Annotated in this window: 22 protein-coding genes; 12 read left to right on the top strand and 10 right to left on the bottom strand. The window is 67.4% G+C overall.

Translation table 11 applies throughout. The features are described from left to right. The first annotated feature begins 142 nt into the window (after positions 1-142). The 4 genes from MKL20_RS30970 to MKL20_RS30955 are packed head-to-tail and all read left to right on the top strand — an operon-like array spanning position 143 to position 3563. The gene (locus MKL20_RS30970) at positions 143-520 is read left to right on the top strand and encodes a gamma-butyrobetaine hydroxylase-like domain-containing protein (RefSeq protein ID WP_244039895.1); all 378 of its coding nucleotides are present in this window, start codon (positions 143-145) and stop codon (positions 518-520) included. A gap of 60 nt (positions 521-580) precedes the next feature. After that, positions 581-2338, top strand: a complete 1758-nt coding sequence (locus MKL20_RS30965; RefSeq protein WP_244039894.1) for a fumarate reductase/succinate dehydrogenase flavoprotein subunit — start codon at positions 581-583, stop codon at positions 2336-2338. A 26-nt stretch (positions 2339-2364) separates the two neighbouring features. Further along, a complete protein-coding gene (locus MKL20_RS30960) occupies positions 2365-2598 on the top strand; it encodes a ferredoxin family protein (RefSeq protein ID WP_244039893.1) in 234 nt (77 codons plus the stop codon). Between the two features lie 5 nt (positions 2599-2603). Next, a complete protein-coding gene (locus MKL20_RS30955) occupies positions 2604-3563 on the top strand; it encodes a HEAT repeat domain-containing protein (protein ID WP_244039892.1) in 960 nt (319 codons plus the stop codon). Positions 3564-3748: 185 nt separating this feature from the next. Here MKL20_RS30955 and MKL20_RS30950 read toward each other — a convergent pair whose 3' ends face one another. The 3 genes from MKL20_RS30950 to MKL20_RS30940 form a co-directional block, all read right to left on the bottom strand. Next, a complete protein-coding gene (locus MKL20_RS30950; RefSeq protein ID WP_244039891.1) occupies positions 3749-5089 on the bottom strand; it encodes an LLM class flavin-dependent oxidoreductase in 1341 nt (446 codons plus the stop codon). 19 nt (positions 5090-5108) lie between these two features. Beyond that, a complete protein-coding gene (locus tag MKL20_RS30945) occupies positions 5109-6446 on the bottom strand; it encodes an LLM class flavin-dependent oxidoreductase (RefSeq protein ID WP_244039890.1) in 1338 nt (445 codons plus the stop codon). Between the two features lie 185 nt (positions 6447-6631). Continuing rightward, positions 6632-7417: a MetQ/NlpA family ABC transporter substrate-binding protein gene (locus MKL20_RS30940; RefSeq protein WP_244039924.1), complete on the bottom strand. Its 786-nt coding sequence runs from the start codon at positions 7415-7417 to the stop codon at positions 6632-6634. 611 nt (positions 7418-8028) lie between these two features. On the opposite strand from MKL20_RS30940, the gene MKL20_RS30935 reads away from it, so the two are divergent. Together MKL20_RS30935 and MKL20_RS30930 are read left to right on the top strand one after the other, a co-directional pair. Continuing rightward, positions 8029-9210, top strand: coding sequence for an acyl-CoA dehydrogenase family protein (locus MKL20_RS30935; protein ID WP_244039889.1), 1182 nt, complete (start codon positions 8029-8031; stop codon positions 9208-9210). 35 nt (positions 9211-9245) lie between these two features. Beyond that, positions 9246-10664 carry an LLM class flavin-dependent oxidoreductase gene (locus MKL20_RS30930; RefSeq protein WP_244039888.1) on the top strand — a complete coding sequence of 473 codons (1419 nt, stop codon included), beginning with the start codon at positions 9246-9248 and terminating at the stop codon, positions 10662-10664. 63 nt (positions 10665-10727) lie between these two features. Here MKL20_RS30930 and MKL20_RS30925 read toward each other — a convergent pair whose 3' ends face one another. The 7 genes from MKL20_RS30925 to MKL20_RS30895 form a co-directional block, all read right to left on the bottom strand. Then, entirely contained in the window at positions 10728-11492 is a 765-nt protein-coding gene (locus MKL20_RS30925) for an ABC transporter permease (RefSeq protein WP_244039887.1), read from the bottom strand. Positions 11493-11604: 112 nt separating this feature from the next. Continuing rightward, a complete protein-coding gene (locus MKL20_RS30920; RefSeq protein WP_244039886.1) occupies positions 11605-12417 on the bottom strand; it encodes an ABC transporter permease in 813 nt (270 codons plus the stop codon). A 14-nt stretch (positions 12418-12431) separates the two neighbouring features. After that, positions 12432-13514, bottom strand: a complete 1083-nt coding sequence (locus MKL20_RS30915) for an ABC transporter substrate-binding protein (protein ID WP_244039885.1) — start codon at positions 13512-13514, stop codon at positions 12432-12434. A gap of 33 nt (positions 13515-13547) precedes the next feature. Further along, the gene (locus MKL20_RS30910) at positions 13548-14624 is read right to left on the bottom strand and encodes an ABC transporter substrate-binding protein (RefSeq protein ID WP_244039884.1); all 1077 of its coding nucleotides are present in this window, start codon (positions 14622-14624) and stop codon (positions 13548-13550) included. Positions 14625-14629: 5 nt separating this feature from the next. Further along, a complete protein-coding gene (locus MKL20_RS30905; protein WP_244039883.1) occupies positions 14630-15850 on the bottom strand; it encodes an LLM class flavin-dependent oxidoreductase in 1221 nt (406 codons plus the stop codon). A gap of 31 nt (positions 15851-15881) precedes the next feature. Continuing rightward, the gene (locus MKL20_RS30900; RefSeq protein WP_244039882.1) at positions 15882-16724 is read right to left on the bottom strand and encodes an ABC transporter ATP-binding protein; all 843 of its coding nucleotides are present in this window, start codon (positions 16722-16724) and stop codon (positions 15882-15884) included. A 440-nt stretch (positions 16725-17164) separates the two neighbouring features. Next, complete coding sequence (locus tag MKL20_RS30895) at positions 17165-18349, bottom strand: LLM class flavin-dependent oxidoreductase (protein ID WP_244039881.1); 1185 nt, start codon at positions 18347-18349, stop codon at positions 17165-17167. Between the two features lie 994 nt (positions 18350-19343). Between MKL20_RS30895 and MKL20_RS30890 the strand changes: the two genes are divergently transcribed. The 6 genes from MKL20_RS30890 (at position 19344) to MKL20_RS30865 (ending at position 24678) form a co-directional block, all read left to right on the top strand. Next, complete coding sequence (locus MKL20_RS30890) at positions 19344-20498, top strand: tyrosine-type recombinase/integrase (RefSeq protein ID WP_244039880.1); 1155 nt, start codon at positions 19344-19346, stop codon at positions 20496-20498. Further along, the gene (locus tag MKL20_RS30885) at positions 20495-20926 is read left to right on the top strand and encodes a hypothetical protein (protein ID WP_147907643.1); all 432 of its coding nucleotides are present in this window, start codon (positions 20495-20497) and stop codon (positions 20924-20926) included. The genes MKL20_RS30890 and MKL20_RS30885 overlap by 4 nt, the downstream gene beginning before the upstream one ends. Before the next feature lie 110 nt (positions 20927-21036). Further along, positions 21037-21327 carry a hypothetical protein gene (locus tag MKL20_RS30880; protein WP_244039879.1) on the top strand — a complete coding sequence of 97 codons (291 nt, stop codon included), beginning with the start codon at positions 21037-21039 and terminating at the stop codon, positions 21325-21327. Positions 21328-21386: 59 nt separating this feature from the next. Continuing rightward, complete coding sequence (locus MKL20_RS30875; protein ID WP_147907644.1) at positions 21387-21602, top strand: hypothetical protein; 216 nt, start codon at positions 21387-21389, stop codon at positions 21600-21602. Continuing rightward, positions 21599-22054 (top strand): hypothetical protein, encoded by a 456-nt coding sequence (locus MKL20_RS30870; protein ID WP_147907645.1) that lies wholly within the window; start codon positions 21599-21601, stop codon positions 22052-22054. Before MKL20_RS30875 ends, MKL20_RS30870 begins: the two co-directional genes overlap by 4 nt. Before the next feature lie 29 nt (positions 22055-22083). Next, entirely contained in the window at positions 22084-24678 is a 2595-nt protein-coding gene (locus tag MKL20_RS30865; protein ID WP_244039878.1) for a bifunctional DNA primase/polymerase, read from the top strand. The last annotated feature ends 43 nt before the right edge of the window (positions 24679-24721 follow it).

Below are 24721 nucleotides of genomic sequence, written 5' to 3'. Positions count from 1 at the left end.
ACAAGGGCGGCGGAGACCCGTCATGCGTGCGGGTTGCGGTCTCGACAACCTGCGGCGCAGCCCGCTTCGGGAACAACTGGAAAGGAATTGCTATCGCGCGTCGGCCCTTCGGTCCCAACGTCGCCCGTCCGAGACCAGACCGATGACGGATGCAACCATGCCGCTCCCCTCCGAGCCGCCCATCGATCCCGATGCCGTACCGACAGAGATCGTCCTGACCGCGGGCGGCCGGGCGCTGCGCCTCGCCTGGGCGGACGGCTCCGCGGCGACGCTCGGTGCCGAGCCCCTGCGCCTCGGCTGCCGCTGCGCTTGGTGCACCCGCGACCGCATCCAGGGCCGCTTCCCGGCCGGGTTCGAAGCGGTCGCGCTGACGAAGGTCGAGGCGATGGGCGGCTACGCCCTGCATCTCGGCTTCTCCGATGGGCATGCCCGCGGGATCTATCCCTACCTCTACCTGCGCGAACTCGCCCGCGAGACCGCCGGCGATGCTGCTGTGGCGCAGCCGTCCCGGGCGGCCTGACGCTGTCTGCCCCTTGATCTTCGCGCGGTCCGTCCGCGCCCATTCCGCACGAGGGTCCGCATGAGCGCCGTCCAGCCCAACCCGACGCCCAAGACCGAGATCATCGAGGCCGACATCCTGGTGATCGGCGGTGGCACCGGCGGCCCGATGGCCGCGATCAAGGCCAAGGAGGCCGACCCGAAGCTCCGCGTCGTCCTGATGGAGAAGGCCAACGTCAAGCGATCGGGCGCGATCAGCATGGGCATGGACGGGCTGAACAACGCCGTCGTGCCCGGCTACGCGACACCCGAGCAATACGTGAAGGAGATCACGGTCGCCAACGACGGCATCGTGAACCAGAAGGCGGTGATGGCCTACGCGCAGGGCTCCTTCCCGATGATCCAGTACCTCGACAAGCTCGGGGTGAAATTCGAGAAGGACGGCTCCGGCGAATACAACATGCGCAAGGTCCATCACCTGGGGACCTACGTGCTGCCGATGCCGGAAGGGCACAACGTCAAGAAGGTGCTTTACCGGCAGCTGCGCCGCCTCCAGGTCGGCGTGACCAACCGCTACATGGCGACCCGGCTGCTGAAAGGTCCGGACGGGCGCATCGCGGGCGCGGTCGGCGTCAACACCCGCACCTCCGAGTTCCTCGTCGTGAAGGCCAAGGCCGTGGTGCTGGCCTGCGGCGCGGCCGGTCGGCTCGGGCTCCCGGCCTCCGGCTACCTGTTCGGCACCTACGAGAACGCGGCCAATTCCGGCGACGGTTACGCCATGGCCTACCACGCGGGCGCGCAGCTCGCGAACCTCGAATGCTACCAGATCAACCCGCTGATCAAGGACTATAACGGGCCGTCCTGCGCCTACGTCACCGGGCCGTTCGGCGGATACACCGCCAACAACCGCGGCGAGCGCTTCATCGAGTGCGATTACTGGTCGGGCCAGATGATGCTGGAGTTCTGGCGCGAACTTCAGGGCGGCAACGGCCCGGTCTTCCTGAAGATGGACCATCTGCGCGAGGAGACGATCGCGGAGATCGAGACCATCCTGCACACCAACGAGCGGCCCTCGCGCGGACGCTTCCACGAGCGGCGCGGCACCAACTATCGCAGGCGGCCGGTGGAGATGCACATCTCCGAGATCGGCTTCTGCTCGGGCCACTCGGCCTCGGGCGTCTGGGTGGACGAGCAGGCCCGCACCACCATCCCCGGCCTCTACGCGGTCGGCGATATGGCGAGCGTGCCGCACAATTACATGCTCGGCGCCTTCGTGAACGGCGGCATCGCGGGCGCAGACGCTGCCGCCTATTGCGCGGCCACGCGCCTCGCCGAGTACGACGGCGGCGACCTTCTGGCCGAGCAGGAGCGCGTGCTGGCGCCGACCCGACACGCGGACGGGCTGACGCCGCACGAGATGGAGTTCAAGACGCGCCGCTTCGTCAACGATTACCTGGAGCCGCCGAAGGTCACGGCGAAGATGGAACTCGGCCAGCGCCGCTTCGCGGAGATCCGGGAGGATCTCGACCATCTCTGCGCCCGCGACCCGCACGAATTGCTGCGCGCCCTCGAAATGCAGACGATCCTGGACTGCGCCGACATGGCGGCCGCGGCCTCGCTCTACCGGACCGAGAGCCGCTGGGGCTTCTACCACCTGCGCACCGACCATCCCGAGACCGACAACCGCAACTGGAATTGCCACACCGTCCTCTACAAGGACGCGAGCGGCCGGATGGCCCACGCCAAGCGCGCCGTCGATCCCTTCATCGTGCCGGTCGCCGAGGCGGAGATGGGCGCCTACCACCAGCTCCGCGTCAAGACGCCGGCCGCCGCCGAGTAAGTCGCCAGTCTATCCAGGGTCATCCCATGCCGATCATCACCCAGGCCAAGAGTGCCGCGGTCGTCATCGACGACGAAAAGTGCATCGCCGAGAAGGGCTGTCGCGTCTGCGTCGATGTCTGCCCGCTCGACATCCTCGCGATCGATGAGAGCCGGCAGAAGGCGTACATGAAATACGACGAGTGCTGGTACTGCATGCCGTGCGAAGTCGATTGCCCGACGAACGCCGTCAAGGTCAACATTCCCTACCTGCTGCGATGAGCGCCATGCCCGTGTTCGACAGCTTCGACGACGATCTCGACGACTTGGCCGAGCGGTGCGCCGATCCCGATCCCGGCATCCGCCGCGTGGCGATGATGGAACTCGCCGAGGCGGTGGGACCCGAGGCCAAGGTGCTGCTGCTGAAGGGGCTCGCCGACGACGATGCCACGGTCCGCGCCGCCGCCGCGAAGGCCCTCGACGAGCATGACGGTCCCGACGTGGTCGAGGGCCTCGTCCGCTCGCTGGAGGATACGGATCCTGCGGTGCGTCGCACCGCCGCCGACACGTTGGCCGAGAAGAAGGAGCCCGCCTGCGGTCCGCTCCTGATCGAGCGGGCCGGCCATGCCGATCCCTTCGTGCAGGCGGCTGCACTGCGGGCCTTGCGCGACCTGGTGCTGCCGGACGCGCTCGCCGCGGCGCTCGAAGCGCTCCGCAGCCCCTCGCCGGAGGTACGCCGCGAGGGGCTCGGGGTCGTCGGCTATCTTAAAGCCGAGGTCGCGCTGCCCGCCCTGATCGCGACCGCGAGCGACGCGGATGCCGGCGTGCGCCGGGCCACGATGGCGGCGCTCGTCTTCCTGCGTCCGGGCGGCCCCGGTGTCGCCACGCTGATCGCCGGCCTTGATGACGCGCATTGGCAGGTGCGCGAGGAGGCCGCGATCTCGGCCGCCAAGATCCGCCTGCCCGAGGCGGTCGAGCCGCTGATCGCCCGCCTGGACGATCCCGTCTGGCAGGTGCGCACCAAGGCCGCGAACGCCCTCGGGCGCATCCGGGCGGTGTCCGCCGTCGAGGCGCTGGGCCGCGCCCTGGGATCAGACATCAGCAACCTCCGGAAGGAAGCCGCGGCCGCCCTCGGCGAGATCGCCGATCCGCGCGCGTTGCCCGCCCTCGAAGCGGATTTCGACGATCCCGATCCGGATGTGCGCAAGCTCGTGCGCTGGGCGATCGGGCGCTGCCGTGTGACTTGAGCGGAGCACCGCTGCGGCCGCTTCCGTCGCGGCGCCTATCGACCGCCAGCCTGTCGACGCCGTTGCCGGCGGATAGGCGCAGACGGCAAAAAGAGGATGCCGATCACGGTGGGAACGGCATGCGCCAGCGCGCCGACTCGGACGCGGGCGAGGCGCGGAACGTCGGGCATGGCCACGGGCTCGGCTCAGGCGCTCGCGCGCACCTCTGCGAGAGACGGCACCTCCGGGCGCGGCAGGCCGTAATGGTCGCGCAGCGTCCGCCCGGCATAGTCCGTACGGAACAGGCCGCGCCGGCGCAGGATCGGCAGCACATGATCGATGAACGCGTCGAGTCCGCCCGTCAGCGAGGGTGGCATGACGTTGAAACCGTCGGCGGCGCCGTTCACGAACCAATGCTCGATCTCGTCGGCGACCTTTTCTGGGGTCCCGACGAAGACGTAGTGGCCCCGCGCGCCGGCGAGCCGCTGGATGAGCTGCCGCAGGGTCGGCTTCTCCCGGTCGAGGATGTCCACGATCAGCTTGAAGCGGCTCGCGACGCCGAAGCGCGTGTCCGTGTCGATGAGGTGGCGCGGGAAGGGCGCGTCGAGGTCGTGGCCGGCGAGGTCGAGACCGGTCATGTTGCGCAATTGGGTCAACGAGTATTCCGGCTGGATCAGCGCGTTGAATTCCGCTTCCAGCGCCTCCGCCTCTCGCTGCGTGCTGCCGATGAACGGGCTGATCCCCGGCAGGATCTTCACGTGCTCCGGGCGGCGCCCGAGGGCGGCGACGCGGTCCTTGATGTCGGCGTAGAAGGCCTGCGCGCTGGCGAAGGTCTGATGCGCCGTGAAGATCGCCTCGGCGTATTGCGCGGCGAAGAAGCGGCCGTCATCCGACGCGCCGGCCTGGATGTAGACGGGGCGGCCCTGCGGCGTGCGCGGGATGTTCAGGGGGCCGCGCACCCGGAAATGCCGGCCGGCATGGTCGATCGGATGGATGCGCGTCGTGTCCGCGTAGATCCCGGAGGCGGCATCCGCCAGCACGGCGTCGTCCGCCCAGCTATCCCAGAGCTTGCCGACGACCTCCACGAACTCCCGCGCCCGCTCGTAGCGGTCGCCGTGCGGCGGGTGCTCGCCCAGCCCGAAATTCTGCGCCGCCTGGGCCGCCGAGGTGGTGACGATGTTCCAGCCCGCGCGGCCGTGACTGAGATGGTCGAGGGAGGCGAACAGCCGGGCGAGGTTGTAGGGCTCGTAGTAGGTGGTGGAGGCCGTTCCGATCAGGCCGATGCGCTCCGTCACCGCACCCAGCGCGGACAGCCAGGTCAGCGGCTCGAGGCGGAAGCGTGCGGCGTAGCGGATGTTGTCGGCGAGCGCCGGACCGTCTGCGAAGAAGACGGCGTCGAACTTGGCGGCCTCCGCCTTGCGCGCGAGATCCTGGTAGAAGCCGAGATCGAGGACGCGGGTCGGGTCCGAATCCGGATGACGCCACGCGGCCTCGTGGTGGCCGCCCGGAAAGACGAAGACGTTGAGGGAGAGCTGCCGCTGCGGCATGCGGGATCCTCCGGCTGGATCAGGCGGACAGGCGCTGCGGCGCGTCCGTCGCGAAGTGGTTTGCGGGCCGATCAAGGCCGAGATGGTCGCGCAGGGTGACGCCGTCGTAGGCGCGGCGGAACAGACCGCGCTGCTGCAGGATCGGCACCACGGTATCGACGAAGGTCTCGAGACCGGTCGGGAGCACGTCCGGCATCAGGTTGAAGCCGTCCGCCGCGCCGGCGCGGAACCAGTGCTCGATGTCGTCGGCGATCTGCTCGGGCGTGCCCACGACGATGCGGTGGCCCGTGCCGCCGCCGAGCGAGCCTATGAGCTGGCGCAGGGTCAGGCCGTCACGCCGCGCATGCGCGAGGATCGCCTGGGCGAAGGTCGTGCTGCCGTTCGCCGGGATCGCGATTTCCGGCAGCGGCGCATCCAGGTCGTAGTGCGTCAGGTCGACCCCGAGCGTCGCGCCGAGGCGGGACAGGCCGTAGGCGATGGGGATGAGGTCGGTCAGCTCCTCCCGGCGCCGCTTCGCCTCGGCCTCCGTCGAGCCGATCACCGTGGCCAGACCCGGCAGGACGACCAGCGTGTCCGGCGCTCGTCCGTAGCGGGCCGCGCGGCGGCGCAGATCGTCCGCGTAGGCGCGCGACTCCTCCGGCGTTTGGCCGACGCTGAACACGACCTCCGCGAAGCGCGCCGCGAGGTCGCGCCCGTCATCCGATCCGCCCGCCTGGACGAGGACCGGCCGCCCCTGCGGCGAGCGCGGCAGGTTGAGCGGACCGGCGACCGACAGGTGCCGCCCGTGATAGTCGATGGCATGGAGACGCGCGGGGTCGATCAGGCGGGCGGCCGCCTTGTCGCCGACGAGCGCGTCGTCGTCCCAGCTGTCCCAGAGGAGCCGCACGATTTCGGTGAATTCCTGGGCCCGGGCGTAGCGCGTGGCGTGATCGGGCACCGCCTCCAGGCCGAAATTGGCGGAGGCCTGGGCGTCAGCCGTGGTGACGACGTTCCAGCCCGCCCGGCCGCCGCTGGCATGGTCCAGCGTCGCGAAGCGGCGGGCCACGTTGTAGGGTTCGTTGTAGGTCGTCGAGGCCGTCGCGATCAGTCCGATGTGCTCGGTGGCCGCCGCGATGGACGCGAGCACGATCGTCGGTTCGAGGGAGAGGAACGACCGCAGGTCCGGGCGTTCGGCGAGCGACGGCGTATCGGCCAGGAAGACCGCATCGAGCTTGCCGCGCTCGGCGATCTGCGCCGTTTTCACGTAATGCGCGATCTCGGTGAAGGCGCTCGGCCGGCTCTCCGGCAACCGCCACGCCGACGCGAAGAAGCCGGCATGCAGGATGTTCACGTTCAGATGCAAGTGTCTGCGCGACATGGGGCTGAAGCCGAACCGAGATTCAATCCATCGCATAAGACAAAGAAAAGCTTTTCCCGTCCATAGAATGTTCGTTCCATTTAAGAGGTCGTGTCGATCCGCTCTTCTGCCGTCGCGGTCGATCGCAGAACGATCGACCTGATCGCGATTGTGTCGGCATCAGGCGGACTGTCGCGGCCGCGGCGTCAGGAGGCGAAATAGTCGGGCAGCGCGAAGCCGTCATAGGTGCGGTTGCCCTTGATCGCGTCGCGGAAGAAGGGGGCCCGGTAGGCCGCAACGATGTCGCGCGCCCACGGGGACTCGACGTTGCCCTGTCTCACCGCCACGACGTTGAGATAGGGCGCGGTCATCTTCTCGAGCGCGATCGCCTCGGTCAGCTTGAGCCCGCTGTCGATCGCGAAGTTCCCCTGGATCGCGGCGAAGTCGACATCGTCGAGGGCGCGCGGGGCCTGCGCGCTCTCAAGCAGCGTGAGCCTGATCCCGCTCGGGTTCTTCACGACATCGAGCTCGGTCACGTCGACCGGGTTCGCCGCGGGCTTCAGCTCGATCCACCCGAGGTCGCGCAGGATCTTCAGCGCCCGCTCCAGGTTCACCGGATCGTTGGGCACGGCCACCGTCGCCCCCGGCCGCACCTCGGAGGCCGATTTGTGCTTGCGCGCGTAGAGGCCCATCGGCGGGGTCGGGACCTGCACGATTCCCGCGAGGTCCGTGCCGTTGCGATCGTTGTAGGCGTTCAGATAGACGCTGTGCTGCATCACGTTCGCGTCGATCTCGTTCGTGGCGACGGCGGAATTCACTTCCAACCCCGTGCTGAACTGCAGGGTGCGAATATCGTAGCCCTGCTGCCTCAGCTGCGGCTCGACGCCGAGCTTGAACGCGTCGAGGTAGGGTCCCGGAGCGAAGCCGACGCGCAGCGTCTTCTTCGCCGATGCCGATGTCTGCGCGGATGCAGCGGTTGGGACGGCGAGCAGAGCCGAGAGACCTGCGAGGACATGACGACGTGCCGGGCGCGGGCCCGCGGGGAGACACCGCTCGGTCACCGGATCCCCTCGCGCCGAGCGATGAGGTCGGCGACGTTCGGACCGCGCGCCGCCGGAAGACATTTCAGGGTCATCGGGCGCGTACGCGTGCCTTCGACACCGCACGAGAAACCGGGCCGCATGACCGAAAGTCCTTTCAAACAGTGAAGATGGTTGCGGCGGATGGAGGATCTTGGTTCGAGCGCAACCATGAAGCCAAGCATTCAAAGGTCGACATCCCAAGTCAACAAGAATGTTCTTGCTGGATTTACACGCAAATGGAGCCAAGGATTCGTTTTTTCCAGCAAAGAAGAGAATTGTGCCGCGTGGGTTCAGGCTCCTAAGATAGTGCGGCCCGATGTGTGATCGGGCGTATCTCCGTCCTTCGATCGCATGATCCTGATGTCTCGCCGCGGCTTCGGCCGGGGCCTCGCCCTCGGCGCGGGGGCATCCTGACCACGATCATCCAGCCCGAGCCGCCGGTGCTGGTGACCCTGGCCCCTACGGCCATGATCGCCGACGTGTGGATCAACGCCTGAGCGCCATCTCACCCCCTCCCGGCCATGCCTTTCGAACTCGACCCATCCAACCCCTCTTTCGCCTCGGCCGCGGCATTGCGGCAGCGCTTCGCAGAGGACGCGGTCGCGCGCGACAAGGCCGGTGGCCGCCCGACCGCGCAGCTGCGCCTGCTCAAGGAGAGCGGGCTCCTCACCCTCCTCATCCCGAAGGCGCATGGCGGCCAGGGCGAGCGATGGTCGACGGTGCTCAAGATCGTCCGGGAGTTCGCCAAGGTGGACGGCTCGCTCGGCCACCTCTTCGGCTATCACTTCAGCGCCCTCCAGGCCGCCCATCTGCGCGGGACCGCGGAGCAGGCCGCCGACATCTATCGGCGCTCCGCGGCGGGCAACTGGTTCTGGGGCAATACGGCGAACAGCTTTTCCAAGAGCCTCTTCGGCCAGCCGGTCGCGGACGGCTACGTGCTCGACGGCTACCGGCCGTTCACCTCGGGCTCCCACATCGCCGATTACCTGCACGTGGCCTGGGAGGATCGCGACACGAACCTGCGCCACTTCGCAGCCATCCCGGCCGACCGCGCGGGCATCCGCGTCGAGGACGACTGGGACGGGATCGGCCAGCGCCAGACCGGGAGCGGGCGCGTCACCTACACGAACGTGCAGGTTCACCACGACGAGGTCTTCCGCTTTCGGGTGGAAACGGCCGAGCCCTACCAGACGCTGACGCCATTCCAGCAGCAGAGCGTCCTCCTGAACGTCTTCGTCGGCAGCGCGCAGGGGGCGCTGCTCGCCGCGCGCGACTATACCGTTGAGACATCGCGCCCGTGGATCGACTCCGGAGTGGAGCGCCATGTCGACGATCCCTGGATCAAGCGCGTCTACGGCGACCTCTACATCAAGACCCAGGCCGCGACGCAGCTGGCCGACGACGCGGCCGCGGCGCTCGACGAAGCCGCGGCGCGCGGGCGCGACCTGACCGAAGCGGAGCGTGGACGGGCGGCGATCCGGATCGCCGCCGCCAACGTCTATGCCGGTACCATCGCCCTGGAAGTCACGAGCCAGATCTTCGAGGTAATGGGCGCGCGCTCCGCGACGAATGCCAACGGCTTCGACCGGTTCTGGCGCAACGTCCGCATCCACACGCTCCACAACCCGGCCGAATACAAGACCCGCACCGTCGGGACCTGGTTCCTGACCGGCGACTACCCGACGCCCGGCGCCTTCCGCTGACCCGGCAACACACCCCCGATCGCGAGGATAGGTCCGTGACCAAGGAAATCCGCGTCAACGGCTTCGCCATCCATAGCCCCGTCCACCTCTCGCCTGGGCTCTGGCGCCATCCCCGCGACCGCTCGCTGGAATTCTCGACCTTGGACTATTGGACGGATGTCGCCCGCATCCTGGAGCGGGGGAAGTTCGACGCGCTCTTCATCGCCGACAGCATCAGCATCCACGACATCTACCAGGGCAACGCCGACGCCTCGCTCCGGCGCGCGGTGCAACTGCCCAAGCACGATCCCACGCTCCTCGTCTCGGCCATGGCGCTGGTCACCGAGCATCTCGGCTTCGGCATCACCGGCTCGGTCTCCTACGAGGCGCCCTACATCTTCGCGCGGCGCTTCTCCACGCTCGACCACCTCACGAAGGGGCGCGTCGCCTGGAACATCGTGACGAACTTCTCGGATGCGGGCGCACGGGCGGTTGGCCGTACCGGCGTCAAGGCGCACGATCTGCGCTACGACATCGCCGACGAGTTCCTGGACGCCGTCTACGCTCTCTGGGAAGGCAGCTGGGCCGACGACGCCCTCGTCGCCGACCGGGCGAGCGGGGTGTTCGCCGACCCGGCCCGGATCCGCAAGGTCGTCCATCGCGGCGAGCACTTCCAGTTCGAGGGCGTCAACATCGTCGACCCCTCGCCGCAGCGCACCCCCTTCCTGTTCCAGGCGGGCACCTCGCATCGCGGCAAAGACTTCGCCGCACGCCATGCCGAGGCCGTCTTCCTGAGCGATCCGTCGCAGGCGAACGTCGCCAGGAACGTCGCCGACACCCGTGCCCGGGCGGCCGGGCTCGGCCGGGATCCGAACGACATCAAGTTCTTCTCGCTCGTCACCGTCATCGTGGACGAGACGGAGGCCGCGGCGCACGCCAAGTATCGCGACTACCAGCGCTACATCGACCTCGAAGGCTCGCTCGCCCTGCTGTCGGGCTGGAGCGGCATCGACCTCTCGCGCTACGCGCTCGACGATCCTTTCCCGACCAAGAAGAAGGACAACGCGGTCACGTCGCTGATCGATTCGTTCGCGGGGGCCGAGAAGGTCTGGACCATCCGCGAGGTCGTCACCCACAACACCATCGGCGGACGCGGGCCGGTGGTGATCGGCACGCCGGCCCAGGTCGCGGACGCGCTGCAAGGCTGGATGGACGCGACCGACATCGACGGCTTCAACCTGAGCTACGCCGTGACCACCGAAGGCTACAGCGACTTCGCCGATCTCGTCGTGCCGGAACTCCAGCGCCGGGGCCTCTACAAGACGGATTACGGGGCAGGTACGCTGCGCGAGAAGGTTTTCGGCCGGGATCGCCTGCTGCCGGACACCCATCCGGCAGCCCGATTCCGGGCCGCGCTCGCGGAATTGGGCGGCACGCGGAGGGATGCGGCCCCAATCGGCTTGGCCTCGACCTGAGCCTGCGCACCTCTTGCAACAAGCGATGCAGCGAAGCCTCAACCGTCTCGCTGGGCCGCGTCTCTAGGCCCCCCGCCAGCGCAGCACGCGCGTCTCGATCGCAGCGGCGCCCTGGTTGAGCGCGAAGCCGACGCAGCCCAGGATCACGACGCCGAGCATCACGAGATCCATCTGGAAGCGCTCCCGACCCGCGATGATGAGACCGCCGATGCCGGGGCCTACCGTCATGAAATATTCGGCCGCCACCGTGGCGAGCCACGCGTAGATCAGGGCCAGATGAACGCCGGTCAGGATCGCGGGGGCGGCCGAGGGCAGGAAGATGCGCCGCACGATCTGCCAGCGCGAGAAGCGCAGTGCGCGTCCGACCTCGACGAGCTGGACCGAGGCGCTGCGCACGCCCTCATGGGTGTTCAAGGCGACCGGGATGAAGGCTGCGAGGGCGACGAAGACGATCTTCGCGGTCTCGGCGAAGCCGAACCAGACCGAGATGATCGGGATCCAGGCAAGGACCGCCACCTGCTTGGCGGCGTGGAAGATCGGGCCGAGCAGCCGCTCGGCGCCGCGGGAGACGCCCAGCAGCGTACCGAATCCGAGCCCGAGCACTGTGCCGATGGCGAAGCCCACGAGGTCGCGCGCGAGGCTTGCGGCCAGATCGCCGAGCAGGCGGCCCTCCGTCGCCTCGCGCCACGCCGTGTCGGCGAGGCGTTCGAGGGGCGGCAGGAAGCGCGGATCGACCAGCCCGCCATGGCTCGCAGCCTCCCAGACGAGGAGGAGCAGCACGGGGAGCGTGAGGCCGCGTCGGATCCGGGTCGCAGTCGTACGGGACATGGCGATCTCGCTCGAGCACTCGCCGCCGAAGGGGATACCGGTTCGGCGCAAGCAAGCGCGTGAAATCAATGACTGAGAGCCGTTCCCGATTGCAACGCGATCGGGAACGGCTCTAAGCGTCGATCCGCCATGCCTGGAGCCGCGCTTCCGCGGCGGCCAGCATCGCGTCCATCACGTAGCCGACGAGGCCGATGACCAGCATCGCGGCCAGCATCGTGTCGAGCCAGAACATTTGTCGGCTCCAGACCAGCAGGTAGCCAAGCCCCTCGGACGAGGCGAGCAACTCCACCGCGACGAGGGCCGTCCAGGCCTTGGTCAGGCTGTAGCGCACGCCCGTGAAGATCGACGGCAACGCGCCCGGGAGGATCAGCCGGCGCAGGGATTGCCACCGCGTGAGGCGAAGCACTGCGGCCACCTCCTTGTAGCTCACCGGGATGTTCCGGATGCCGGCGGCGGTATTGACCACCATCGGGAAGAACGCCGCCTTGGCGATGACGACGATCTTCAGGGTCTCGCCGATGCCGAGGAACAGCATCAGGAGCGGGATCCAGCCGATCGTGGGCACCTGCGCCACGGCGGTGAACAGCGGCCTGACGTAATCCTCGACCGGGCGCGACAGCCCAATGGCGATCCCGAGCAGCAGGCCGAGGCCCGCTCCCACCGCGAAGCCCGCCGCGACCCTGATTGCGCTGATCCCCGCATGCTGCGCGAGTTCGCCGCTCGCGGCCATGTCGCGCAGATTCTGCCAGACGTAGCTCGGCGCGGGCAGGACCTGTTCGGGCAACCAGCCCCGGGCCGAGGCGAGCGCCCAGACGAGCACGAGGGTGAGCGGCACGAGAAGGCCGATCGCCGCGTGCCGCACTCGAACGCGGAGCGCCGCGGTGAAATCGCCCGACCTGGGCGGCGCGAAGGCGAGGAGGCTCATCGGGGCGCCTCTTCTCACGAGCCCAGCGGCTTGCCGTCCGGTCCGAAGCGCTCCCAGTAGTGTTCGAGACCGAGTTCCCGCACCGCCTGATCGACGTAGCGCGGCTCGAACCATCCGGTGACGTCGACGTCCCGCCGGATCAGGCCGAACGCCTTGGCCTGCCTGGCCTGCACCCGGTATTGCTCGACGAAGAATGGATCGACGATCGGCGAATTGCGGTAGCGCAGTTCCTGCTCGGCCAAGTCGTAGCGGAATACGGAAGCCGGCGTGCCGGACTTCGCCCACACCGCGATCAACGCGTCTCGATTCGCCTCATCCGACGACCAGCGTGCGGCCTCCACGAGAGCCTTCACGACCTTGGCGACGAGATCGGGATGGGCACGTTCGAACGCCTCCGTGACCAGCAACGCACATTGCCGCTCCAGGCCGCGATCGTTACCCTTGGTAGAGTAGACGATCGCGGCCTTCTTCTGCTCGGCGAGCGAGATCAGGGGAAAGTTGCCGAAGGCGGCCTCGATGTCGCGGCTCGCCAGCGCCGCGTTGGTCGTGGCCGTATCCATGTTGAGGACCTGGAGATCGCGCTCGGTCAGCCCGTTCGCGGCGAGGATCTTGACCACGGCGAGGTGGTTGTTGGTGCCGCGGAAGATCGAGACCTTGCGGCCGCGCAGATCCGTCACGCCCTTGATGCTCGACCCGTCCGCGACGGCGAGGTAGGTCGGCGCATGGGCGCCGGTCGCCGCGAGGATCTTGGTTTTCAGTCCACTCGCCCGACCGATGATCGAGGGCAGGTCACCCTGGAGGGCGAAGTCGAGCTGACCGTTGGCGATCGCCTCGTTCACGGCCGGGCCGGCGCCCTTGAAGAAGGACCACTCGACCTTGACGTCCGGATCGGCCTGGAGGGCGCGCTGCACGTAACCCTCGGCATGGGCGACCGCGAGCGTGTCCCCGCCCGCGAAAGGGCGGTTGTCGACGCCGATCGAGGCGAAGCCGATCCGGATCGTCAAGGGTTCGGCGTGCGCCAGCGAGGGGAAAGCGAGCGCGAGGGAGGCGAGGAGCGCGGTGCGGATGACGCGCCATAAGGATCGTGCTGCGATCACGTCGGAATCCTTGCGGAGGGAGGTGCGTCGGGATCAGGAATTGCCGAGGGGTTTTCCGTCGGCGGCGTAGCGGATCCAGGCCTTCTCCAGGCCGAGATCCTTGAGGGCGGCGTCGAGGTATTTCGGCTCGAACCAGCCGGTGACGTCGACCGGCCGGCGCACCAGGCCCAGCGCCTTCACCTGCGCGGCCTTGTAGCGGTAGCTCGCGACCAGGAGGTCGTCGATGAGCGGCGACAGGCGATAGGCCAGCGCCTGCCCCTCGTAATCCGCCCGGAACACGTCGATGGGGGTCCCCGACTTCGCCCAGATGGCGAAGACCGCCTCTCGGTTCTCCTCGCGTGACGACCAGGCCAGGGCCTTCAACGTGCCGCGGACCACCTTCGCCACCCAATCGGGATGCGCGGCTTCAAACGCGGCCGCGACGAGCAGATGGTTGCTCGCGGTCGTCGCGGGATCGCCCTTCGTGCTGAAGGCGACTTTGGCGAGCCCCTGCTCCACCAGCCGCAGCAGGATCGACTTGCCGAAGGCGGCGTCCACGTCGCCCGAGGCGATTGCCGCGAGGGCGGTGGCGTCGTCCATATTGAAGAAGCGGATGTCCCGCGCGTCGATCCCGTGCTGCGAGAGGGCGCGGTCCGTCGTCAGGTGGGTCGAGGTGCCCCGGAACTGCGCGACGCGCCGGCCCCGAACGTCGCCGATCGCGGCGATGCCGGAATCCGGGCGCGCGACGAGGTAGAGGTTGTCGCGTGGGCTCGTGGCCATGAGGATCCGCGTCTGCAGGCCGGCCGCGCGCGCCGTGAGGGATGGCAGGTCGCCCATGAAGGCGAAGTCGAGCTGGCCGGAGGCCAGGGCCTCGTTCACAGCCGGCCCGGCCCCCTTGAAGAAGGACCATTCGACCGTGACCGCCGGATCGTCCGCGAACGCCCGCTCGATGTAGCGCTCGCTCGCGATCACCCCGACCGGGCCGCTCACGAAGCGGCCGCCTTCCGCGGCGGGGCCGGCATAGCCGATGCGGATCGTCACCCGCTCGGCGGCGACGGAGACCTGTACCGAGCCCAGCAGCGCTGCAACGCCGAGCGCCAGCGCCACGATCCGACGAAGCATTCGCGGCATCGCCGTCACTCCGCCGCCTGGAGCGGGGCCGCCGTCCGCGCCCGATGGGCCGGGAACGGCAGCCCGAGATTCTCGCGCAGGGTTCGGCCCTCATAGTCGGTCCGGAACAGGCCGCGACGGCGCAGCTCGGGGATCACGAGGGCGATGAAATCCTCGAGGCCGCCCGGCAGGAAGGGCGCCATCACGTTGAAGCCGTCGGCGCCGCCCTTCCGGAAGCGTTCCTCCAGCCGATCGACGATCTGCTCGGCGGTGCCGACGAGCTGCCAATGGCCGCGCGCGCCGGCGATCTGCAGGTAGAGCTCGCGGATCGTCAGGTTCTCGCGCCGGGCGAGGTCGATCAGGAGCTTCTGCCGGCTCTTCGGACCGTTGGTCTCCGGCAGTTCCGGAAGAGGCCCGTCGAGGGGATAGCCGGTCAGGTCGAAGCCGCCGAGCGTCGAGGACAGCAGCGCCAGCCCCACGACCGGGTGGATCCGCGCTTGCAGCGCTTCGAACGTCTCCTGCGCCTCCGCCTCCGTCCGCCCCACGACCGGGAAGATCCCCGGCATGATCTTGATGTGGTCGGGGTCGCGCCCGTAAGTCTCCGCCCGGCCCTTGAGGTCGGCGTAGAAGGCTTGCGCGTCGGCCAGGGTCTGCTGGGCCGTGAACACGGCCTCCGCGGTCTCGGCCGCGAGGTCGACGCCAGCCGCCGAGGAGCCGGCCTGGACGATCACGGGGTGGCCCTGCGGCGAGCGCGGCACGTTGAGCGGACCGCGCACCTTGAAGTAGCGGCCCCGATGGTCGAGCACGTGATGCTTCTGCGGGTCGAAGAACAGGCCGCTGTCCTGGTCGCGCAGGAAGGCGTCGTCCTCCCAGGTGTTCCAGAGCCCGGTCGTCACCGCGACGAACTCGCGGGCCCGGGCGTAGCGGTCCGCACGGGCGTAATGCTTGTCGAGGTTGAGGCCGATCCGCTCTGTCACGGTGGCGAGGGCCGAGAGAAGCGTCAGCGGTTCGAAGCTCGCGGCCCGCGAATTGTGGCTCAGGGCCTGGAGCCCGCGCTCGCGCACACCGTTCGAATCCGCCAGGAAGAGGGCGTCGAACTTCGCCGCCTCCGCGCGCTTCGCCAGGTTGAGGAAGTGGTCGAGGCTCACGGAGGCGTCGGGGCGCACCTTCGGGTGGCGCCACGCCGCGACGTGGTGGCCGTCCGTCATCAGGAAGGCGCCGAGCTTCATCTGGCGGTCTTGGGGCATGGTGCGGTCGCCTGCCGTTCGGGATTGCGGTTCAGGCCGCGCCCTGGAGGGCGATCGCGGCGGCCGGCTGACGCAGGGGCTCATCCGGCGCATCGAGCCGGCGGGGCTCCGGCCGCCCCCAGCTGCCGGAATCGAGCGCGGCGAGCACCGCCTCCCGCTTGTGCAGGAGGGCCGCTTCCGTCCGGCTGCGCGGCCGCGGCTCGTCCACAGCGACGATGCGGGTGATCCGCCCGGGCCTGGGCGCCATCACGACGACGCGGTCGCCGAGGTAGACGGCTTCGTCCACATCGTGCGTCACAAGCACCGCCGTGATGCCCTCGCGGGCGACGATGCCCTGGAGCTCCTCCTGGAGATGGGCCCGGGTGAAGGCGTCCAGCGCCCCGAAGGGCTCGTCGAGCAGGAGGACGCCCGGACGGTTCACGAGACCGCGGGCGATGGCGGCGCGTTGCGCCATGCCCCCCGACAACTGGCGGGGATAGGCGTTCTCGAAGCCGGTGAGGCCGACCAGGGCGATGTGCTCGCTGACGGCCGCGCGCTTCGCGTCGCGGCTCAGCCCCGCATTCTCGAGCCCGAGCGCCACGTTCGCCTCGACCGTGAGCCAGGGGAACAGCCGCGGCTCCTGGAAGACGAGCCCCCGCGCGAGGCTCGGCCCCCGGATCGTCTTGCCGTCATGGACCGCCGCGCCGGCATGGTCGGTCTCGAGCCCCGCTAGGATGCGCAGCAGCGTGGATTTCCCGCAGCCGCTCGCGCCCACGATGGTGATGAACTCGCCGGGCGTGACCGTGAGGTCGATGCCGTCGAGCGCTGGAAGCAGGCGCCCGTCGACCCTAAAGGTCTTGGCGATGCCCTGCAGGCCGAGTTCTCCATTGGCCATGCGACGATCCTCGATTGTTTAGAGGGGGCTCACCCGGCCACCGGGTCTGGCACCGACAGGCGCATCTGGGATCGGGCCGCAGCTCTCGCTGCCGGAGGAACTTGGTTGGCAAGAAGAAATGCGCGCTCTCACGGGCAAGACTCTGGATCCCAAGATTTGAAATTGCGACATTGGCAACGACCAAAGATCTTTATGGCATACCGATGTGCTACAACTCGCCAGATGTGAGATGATTGCCGCAACAATTCCAATCACATAGTCTAATAACTATATGTTTCATCACGCAAGATTGTCCGTTTAGCGATCCCATGTCAACGAAATGAATTTTTAATTTCCGCGATTATTACGATAAACCGTCCTCTCGGCGCGTGGCTTAGAAGGATATCCCGAACTTCAGGACCACTGGCTGCAGCGGCCTTTCTTGGACGCCGAGGGGCTCATCAGTTGCGCAGGCCCGCCTGCTTCATCAGCGGGAGCACCTCGGAGCCGAAGATCTCGAGATCCTCCTTGAAGTCGAAGAAGCTGAGTTGAAGCCCGTCGATGCCGGCTTTCCTCAGCCCCACGAATTGCTCGACGATCTGCTCGGGCGTGCCGACGAGATAGATGTTGCCGCCGATCTGCCCGTAAGGATCGGTGCGGCCCTCCCGCCCCGTCCAGGCATGGGCGTCGCTCTCGAAGCTCCTGAAGCCCTTCGGGCTACGCGTGTCGGCATGGGCGACGATCCGGTCCGCGAGGTCCCAGGCTTCCTTCTCGGTGGGCCGGGCGATGACCAGCGGGTTGATCAGGGTCCGCACCGCCCGCCCGACTTCGCGGGCGCTGCGCTTCACCTTGTCCGTATGGGCAGGCAACGCCTCCAGCGTGGACTGGATGTCCGAGCCCGCCGGGCTCGTGATGAAGACGATGTCGGAATAGCGCCCGGCAAAGGCGATTCCGGCGTCCGAGCCCGTGGCGTTGACCAGGATGGGCCGGCCGTAATGCGGCTTCGGGGACACGTAGCCGCCCCGCATCCGCCAGCTCGACTGGCCTTCGAACGAAAAATTCTCCTCGTCCTGCCAGAGGCGCTGCAGCACCTCGACGAACTCGGCGGCCAGTTCGTAGCGGCGATCGTGCTCGATCCGGTCCCAGCCGAACATCGCGTGCTCCACCGCGCGGTGGCCGGTCACGACGTTGATGCCCCAGCGGCCCTTGGAGATATGGTCGAGCGTCGCCCCGAACTTGGCGAGATGCAGCGGGTGCCAGGGTCCGTAGAGGACATGCATCGTCGAGATCAGCAGGATGCGCTTCGTCAGCGCGACGAGCGCGGCGATGGTGGTGAAGCTGTCCAGCGCCTGCCCGTTGAAGACGCCGCCATAACCGCCCTTCGGCAGCCATTGGCTCAAGGCGAAGACGAGATCGAAGCCGAGTTCCTCGGCACGCAGGACGAGGTCGCGATTGTAGTCGAAGCGCCAGTCCGTCGAGCGTTCCAGCGTCGAGTTCGTCCAGCCGCCGGCCTGGATCGGAAGAAAGAGGCCGAGCAGGATCGGCTGCTCGCGCAACACTTTCGACAGCGGGCTCTCCGGGAAATCGGTCGGTGCGGCGAAACGATCGAGGCCGACCAGCGAGCCGGGGGCATGGGAGAGCACCACTACAGCATCCTCTCAAGACTGTTCACGGGTCAGCCGTCCCGCGTCTCAATAAGCACGACGGGAAAACAGGCTTGCCCGCACGAAGACCTGACAGGCTGACGAGGCTTCAGCGCGCCATCCGATGCTGACTCTCGATGAGCCTGCACAGCCCATAGCAGCCGTCAGTTTATGACAGAGCTTTCGTCGTCCCAACTGGGCTCATGGTGACGCAAAGCAATTGATCGAACAAGGAATTTACATTTTATGTATGATAGGCTTCGGAGAATTATCTCCATGAAACCGACCACAGAATTCAAAAAATCTCTCATCGGAGGATAAACAAACAGAAATCCCGCCTCAAAAAATCATTCGGGACAAGCGCGCGCTCGAAGTCCAGTTCGCCACTGCGCGTAATCTGTCACCGGCAAGGTGGTTTATCGCCGAATTTGGTGAGCTGGACAGCCTGAACGTGGCGTCTTGGTCATGGACGGGATGGAGTCGCGGGTCCGTGTGTGACCTTGCTCTGTCTTCTGCCAGCCTGTCGCCCCCGCATCACCCGGGCAGGTCCAACGGTCTCACCATCACTGTTGAAGGTCAGCGCAACCGGGCCATCCCCAGCCTGCCGCATGCTGAGCGCGGCGGTCTGTCGACGCTACGCTCGCAAACATTGATGCTATGTGGTTGATTTTATTGGCGCGCCCTACGGGAATCGAACCCGTGTTTTCGCCGTGAAAGGGCCGCCACGAGACAGGGATGATAGAAGCGAACGCGGTAATCAGCTCTGCATACTGGCATTTTCTGTCTCCCGCTATCATAGTTGGTCTGCTCGTCTGTGTGAGACGCTGTGTGAGACCGATCGATGGCAAAACCTAGCAGCTTCGACAGTGTCGCTAAGCGGGTCCGGCTTCCGCCTGCTAAGAATCCACGCTGGCAGGGTGTTTCAGGAGGGCGGGGTGGGGTCAGCCTGGGCTACCGCAAGCCTGCGCGAGGACCTGGCGCTTGGATCGTCAAGCTGGTGATTGATGGGAACCGCGTCGAGCAACGCCTCGCCCAGGCTGACGACCCTGGATCGGATCCAGACGCCCTCTCGTACCCGGCTGCGGTGACGGCAGCCATCGAATGGGCGCGCGCTCAGGTACGTCGTCTCGACGGCGAAGGGGAGGGGGATGATACCCAGGTCCCAAGCGTCCGCACCGCAGTCGAAGCTTATGTCGCCGCCCGCTCAGCGCGTGCTCCAGCGGCGGGGAGGGACGCCGAGAAGCGCCTCGGCAAGCACGTCCTCTATGATCAGGTCTTCGCCGATACGGACCTAGCGAAGCTCAATGCGGGGACCGTCCGGGCTTGGCGACAGCGCCTATCGGGCGAGTTGCAACCCACCACCGTCAACCGGCTGCTGAACGACTTGCGCGCCGCGCTCAATGCAGCTGCGGAACACCACCGTCGCGTGCTGCCGGCCACGCTCGCCGCCGAGATACGTGCTGGCACGAAGGCGAATTCAGCAGGATCGAGCGCGCGCAAGCAGGTCCTGCCTGATGCCGAGATCCGCCGCCTTATCGACGCGGCCTTCATCGTCGACGAGACCTGTGATTTCGGGCGGCTCGTACTGGTCATGGCGGCCACGGGCGCTCGCCACTCGCAGGTCGCGCGAATCACTGTCGGCGACGTGCAGACCGCGCGTGGTCGGATCATGGTGCCACCCTCGAACAAGGGACGCGCCGGCAAGCGCCCGACGCCGATCGCCGTGCCGGTCGGGGCCGACGTAATCGAGCGGCTCCAAGTCGCCATTGCCGGCCGTCGGGGGCACGAGCCGCTCTTGTTGCACTGGCGGCATCGACAAGTCGGGCCCGTCACCTGGGAGCGTGTCGATCGAGGGCCGTGGGCCACGGCCTCGGCAGCTCTGCGCCTATGGGACAGGGCCCGGACCCGCGCAGGGGCGCCTCCTGGGACAGTCATGCTGTGCCTGCGCCATAGCTCGATCGTACGGGCGCTGAGCGCCGGCGTGCCGGTGAGGCTCGTCGCGGCGCTGCACGACACCAGCGTGCAGATGATCGAGGACCACTACTCCGCCTACATCGTCGAGGCGACCGAGGAGATCGCACGCCGAGCCGTCACGCCCCTGGCACCGAGCACTGCCGCTGCGCTGCGCTCCGTCGATGGCGCCGCGGCATGAATCAACAGCGGAAACGCGCGAAGACCAAGATAACCACCAACGGGAAGATCCTCGGTCGGCCCGTCGGGCGTTCGAAGGCTTTGCCGTTACCGCTGATCGAGCCGAAGCCGATCCGGCTGAAGCGCTACATCAAGCGCCTCAGGGAACCTGGTCGGATCATTAGCCCGATCACTGGTGAAATCGTCGAACTCTTCGGGCCGCCGAAGCCGGTCTACGAGTGGCGAGAGGTCAAGCGTGGTCGGCCACCTGTGAAGGATGGCGTTGCCCTGAAACGCATCGTCGTTCTCCACCAATGCACGGGACAACGCGGATTTGCGCAAAGCATCGCAGCTCAAGAGGGGCACCGCGATGTGCTCGCGGTCAAACAGGAATACACGCGTGCCCGGAGGGGCATAAAGCGCCGCGCAGAGGACAGTCCCAAATCTTGATTTTCCCGATTTTTGCTTACCGCACAATAACTTAATTTTTGTCAGCTCCCGGCGTTCGCGTCTGCCGCTTATGGTCATGTCGTCCGACAGATCAGACATGGCAGATCACTATGACCAGCCTGACAAAAAAGCCTTCGGAACGCCTTGACACCATCCCGTGGCAGAAGCGGCCGCACCTACGCATGGATGTAGCCGGCGATGTCACAGGGCTTTCTCGCACGACGATTTATCGCCTGGCATCGGAAGGTCGGCTGAAGCTCAAGCGCCTCGCCGGCCGGGTCGTCGTCGAGACTGCGGGTGTCTTAAGCCTCGTCGAAAATGCTGAGTCTTGGAGGCCAGGTAACCGCGGCGCCGCTGCACGGGCGAAGCGATCCAATGCAGCGCGCATGGCCCTCCGATGATGAAGAATGAAACGCCTGGGCAGGTGCCCACCTCCGCTTGCGGCGAGGCCGCTGACCGTATGCGCCTCCTCAAGCACAGGCGCGCCAGACAGAACGTGTCCGTTCTGGGCTTTGCCAACTTCCTCCGCGGCAGCGCGAACCACGTCGGGGAGGGGATTTGCGACGAGATCGTCGAGGCCGCCGGAGTGGTCCGCAGCCTTGATGAGGACGCCATTGTGACGGCCAGCCACGTCACGCTGCCCCTGCGACTGCAGCAGGTTAGGGGCGACCGATGAGCGGCGCCTTCCACGCCGATTTGCCGCGCTTCCGGCTCAACACCGCGCTCGCGCTCGCGCCGGACCACATGCGCCCGATCCTACTGGCCGTGCGCGACCACGGCGTCGCCTGGGCGACGATACCCCAGCGGGCCGGCCGGTTTGAAGTTCCCAAAACCAAGCCCTTCATCGCGATCATCGGGGACGACATGCACACAGCGATGGGGCCGGCCGGCTTCCATCGGAAATCGGTCCGCCGCCTGATCGCCCGATCTCGAGTCATCGTGATCGTTGCCGCCGCCCCCCTGAAGATTGCCTATGAGGAGGCGGTTAAGGCCCCTATCGCGTTCGGATCGAACGGCCTCGTCATCGAGACCCGCCCCGAGCGCGAACTCGAATGGGTCGGAATGGTGAGGGCTGAGAACCCGAACGCCGCGCTCCTCCTCGTCAGCGTGAGGGAGACGGCGCAGTGAATGCCCGCCCCTCCGATCATAGCGTCAGCATGGTCGAGCACGCCCTCGTCTATGCCCGCCACGGGATCCCGGTGCTCCCCTGCAACCCAGCGACTAAGCGGCCGCTGGTCCCGCAGGACAAGGACGCGAACGGCAACCCGATCCCCAAGACCGGCGGCCTCTACAAGGCGACGCGCGACGAGGCGCAGATCCGGACGTGGTGGGTTAAGCACCCGCACGCCATGATCGGCCTGCGCACGGGTCCTGAGTCCGGCGTGTTCGCCATCGACCTAGACCTGCCGAAGGAGCCGGGTGACCCGGACGGGGTCGCGGCCTGGGAGTGGGTAACCGCGGCGCACGGCGATGTGCCCACGACCCATACGCACACCACCCCCAGCGGGGGCCTCCACCTACTTTTCGCGTACCCGGAGGGCTTCACCATCACCAACAGCCGCGGCGCCCTGCCACCTGGCATCGACGTGCGCGGAAGTGGCGGCTACATCATCGCTGCACCGAGCCGGAGGGCGGACGGCCGGGGGTACCGCCTCGCGCAGCTCGAGCACGAATTCCAGTTCGCGTGTAGCCCAGACTGGCTGCTCGACCTGCTCAGGAAGGTGGAGCCGACATCTGCACCGAAAGAAGCGACCCGCGCCGAAGTCGCGCCTGAGCATGAGCCCGACGCGCGATCGAACGGAGGTCGCTCCCGCGCAATCAACGGCGACGTGCCCGACAGCTACATCCTTCGTGCTGTCGAGGAAGAGTGCGCCGCCGTCGCCCAGGCGCCGCGGGGCCAGCGCAACGAGGCGTTGAACACTGCTGCGTTCAAGCTCGGCACCCTCGTCGGCGCCGGTCGCTTCGACGCCGGCACGGCCACGCGTCGCCTCTACGACGCCGCGGTTGCTAGCGGCCTCGTCCAGGGCGACGGCCAGCGCGCTGCCCTCGCGACGATCGAGAGCGGGCTGACCTCCGGCGCCGCCAAGCCGCGCGTGTTTTCTGAGAGCAAAGCACGCTCCGGGGCGCCCATGCAGAGCCGTGAGGGGCGCCGCAGCGGACCTTCTACCGCAGACGGAGAAGATGGGCTCGACGACCTCCCCACGATCGATGTCGTCAACGGCGAAGTGCCGCGCGTCGTCACCGAAACCGAGCAGGCGATCCTCTCGGCGGACGTGCCTATCTTCACCCGCTCCGGCAGCCTCGTCCGGCCGGTGATTGAGACCATTCCCGCAGCGAAGGGACGCCGGACGACGGTGGCGCGCCTCAAGCTGATGTGCGTGGCCAGCCTCGCCGACAAGGTCGCGCAGGTCGCGCGCTACCAGCGCTTCGACAGGCGGTCCAAGGACTGGGTGACGATCAACCCACCCGCTGAGGTAATGAACGCGCTGCTCGCGCGCGACGGCGATTGGCAGCTGTACCCGATCGCGGGCGTCATCAACACGCCGACCCTGCGCGCGGACGGCACGATCCTCGACAAACCGGGCTACGATCCTGAGACCCGGCTGTTCCTCTTTCTCGATCCGAGCTTTCGGATGCCAGCGGTGCCAGAGCGTCCGAGCCGGGAGGAGGCCGAGCAGGCGCTGAAGCTCCTGGAAGACTTGTTGATCGGCTTCCCGTTCGTCGGGCTGATCGACCGCGCCGTGGCGCTTTCCTGCATCCTCACGGCGCTGGTGCGCAGCGTGCTGCCCACCGCCCCCCTCCACGCGATCCGCGCCTCCACGCCGGGCACGGGCAAGAGCTACCTTGTAGACCTCGCCAGCACCATCGCCACCGGACGGCGCTGCCCGGTGATCGCAGCCGGCAAAACCGAGGAGGAGACCGAGAAGCGGCTCGGCGCGCTCCTGCGCGAGGCGGTGCCGATCGTGTCGATCGATAACGTCAACGGTGAGCTTGGTGGCGACATGTTGTGCCAGCTCACCGAACGGCCGCTCGTGCGGGTCCGGATCCTCGGCAAGAGCGAGGCGCCCGAGCTGGAGTGCCGCGCGACGGTGTTCGCCACCGGCAACGGCCTGATCCTGGTCGGCGACATGACCCGGCGCACTGTGCTCTGCACCCTGGACACCAAGGCCGAGCGCCCCGAGCTGCGCGATTTTGACTTCGACCCGATAGACAGGGTGATGATCGATCGCGGCCGGTACGTCGCGGCGGTGCTCACGATCATCAGGGCCTACCGTGCCGCGGGCGCACCAAAGGTGTGCGGCCCGGTCGGCAGCTACGAGGCCTGGACCGAGGCGGTGCGCGCGCCGCTGATCTGGCTCGGCCAGCAGGACCCGTGCGCGAGCATGGATACGGCGCGCGAGGAGGACCCCGAACTGTCCGCCATCCGCGAACTATTCGGTCACTGGCAGGAGCACTTGGAACTGTCGAGCGGCTTCACTACGAACGCCATCATTAAGTCCGCGTGCGAGAAGGCGCCCTCCAGCAGCCTCCATCTCAATCAGCAGGAATTTCTGAGGCCAGAATTCCGCGACCTGCTGCTGCGACAGGCCGGCGACGGCGGCGCGATCTGTAGCCGGCGCCTCGGCAAATGGCTGGCACGCATCAGTGGGCGCGTGGTCGACAGCTTGCGCATCGAGATGAAGATCGACGGTAGCCACGGCAACCGCTTCTCGCTCTGCACGATCAATCCTGCCACGAGCGCTCCACAATGACGGGCGGCATCCTAACCATGGGGGTTATGGGGGTTTTGGGGGT

It is taken from the genome of Methylobacterium sp. E-066 (genome assembly GCF_022829635.1).
GTDB lineage: Bacteria > Pseudomonadota > Alphaproteobacteria > Rhizobiales > Beijerinckiaceae > Methylobacterium.
The sequence above is the reverse complement of the archived record's forward strand: the minus strand, read 5'-3'. Positions and strand labels throughout refer to the sequence as shown.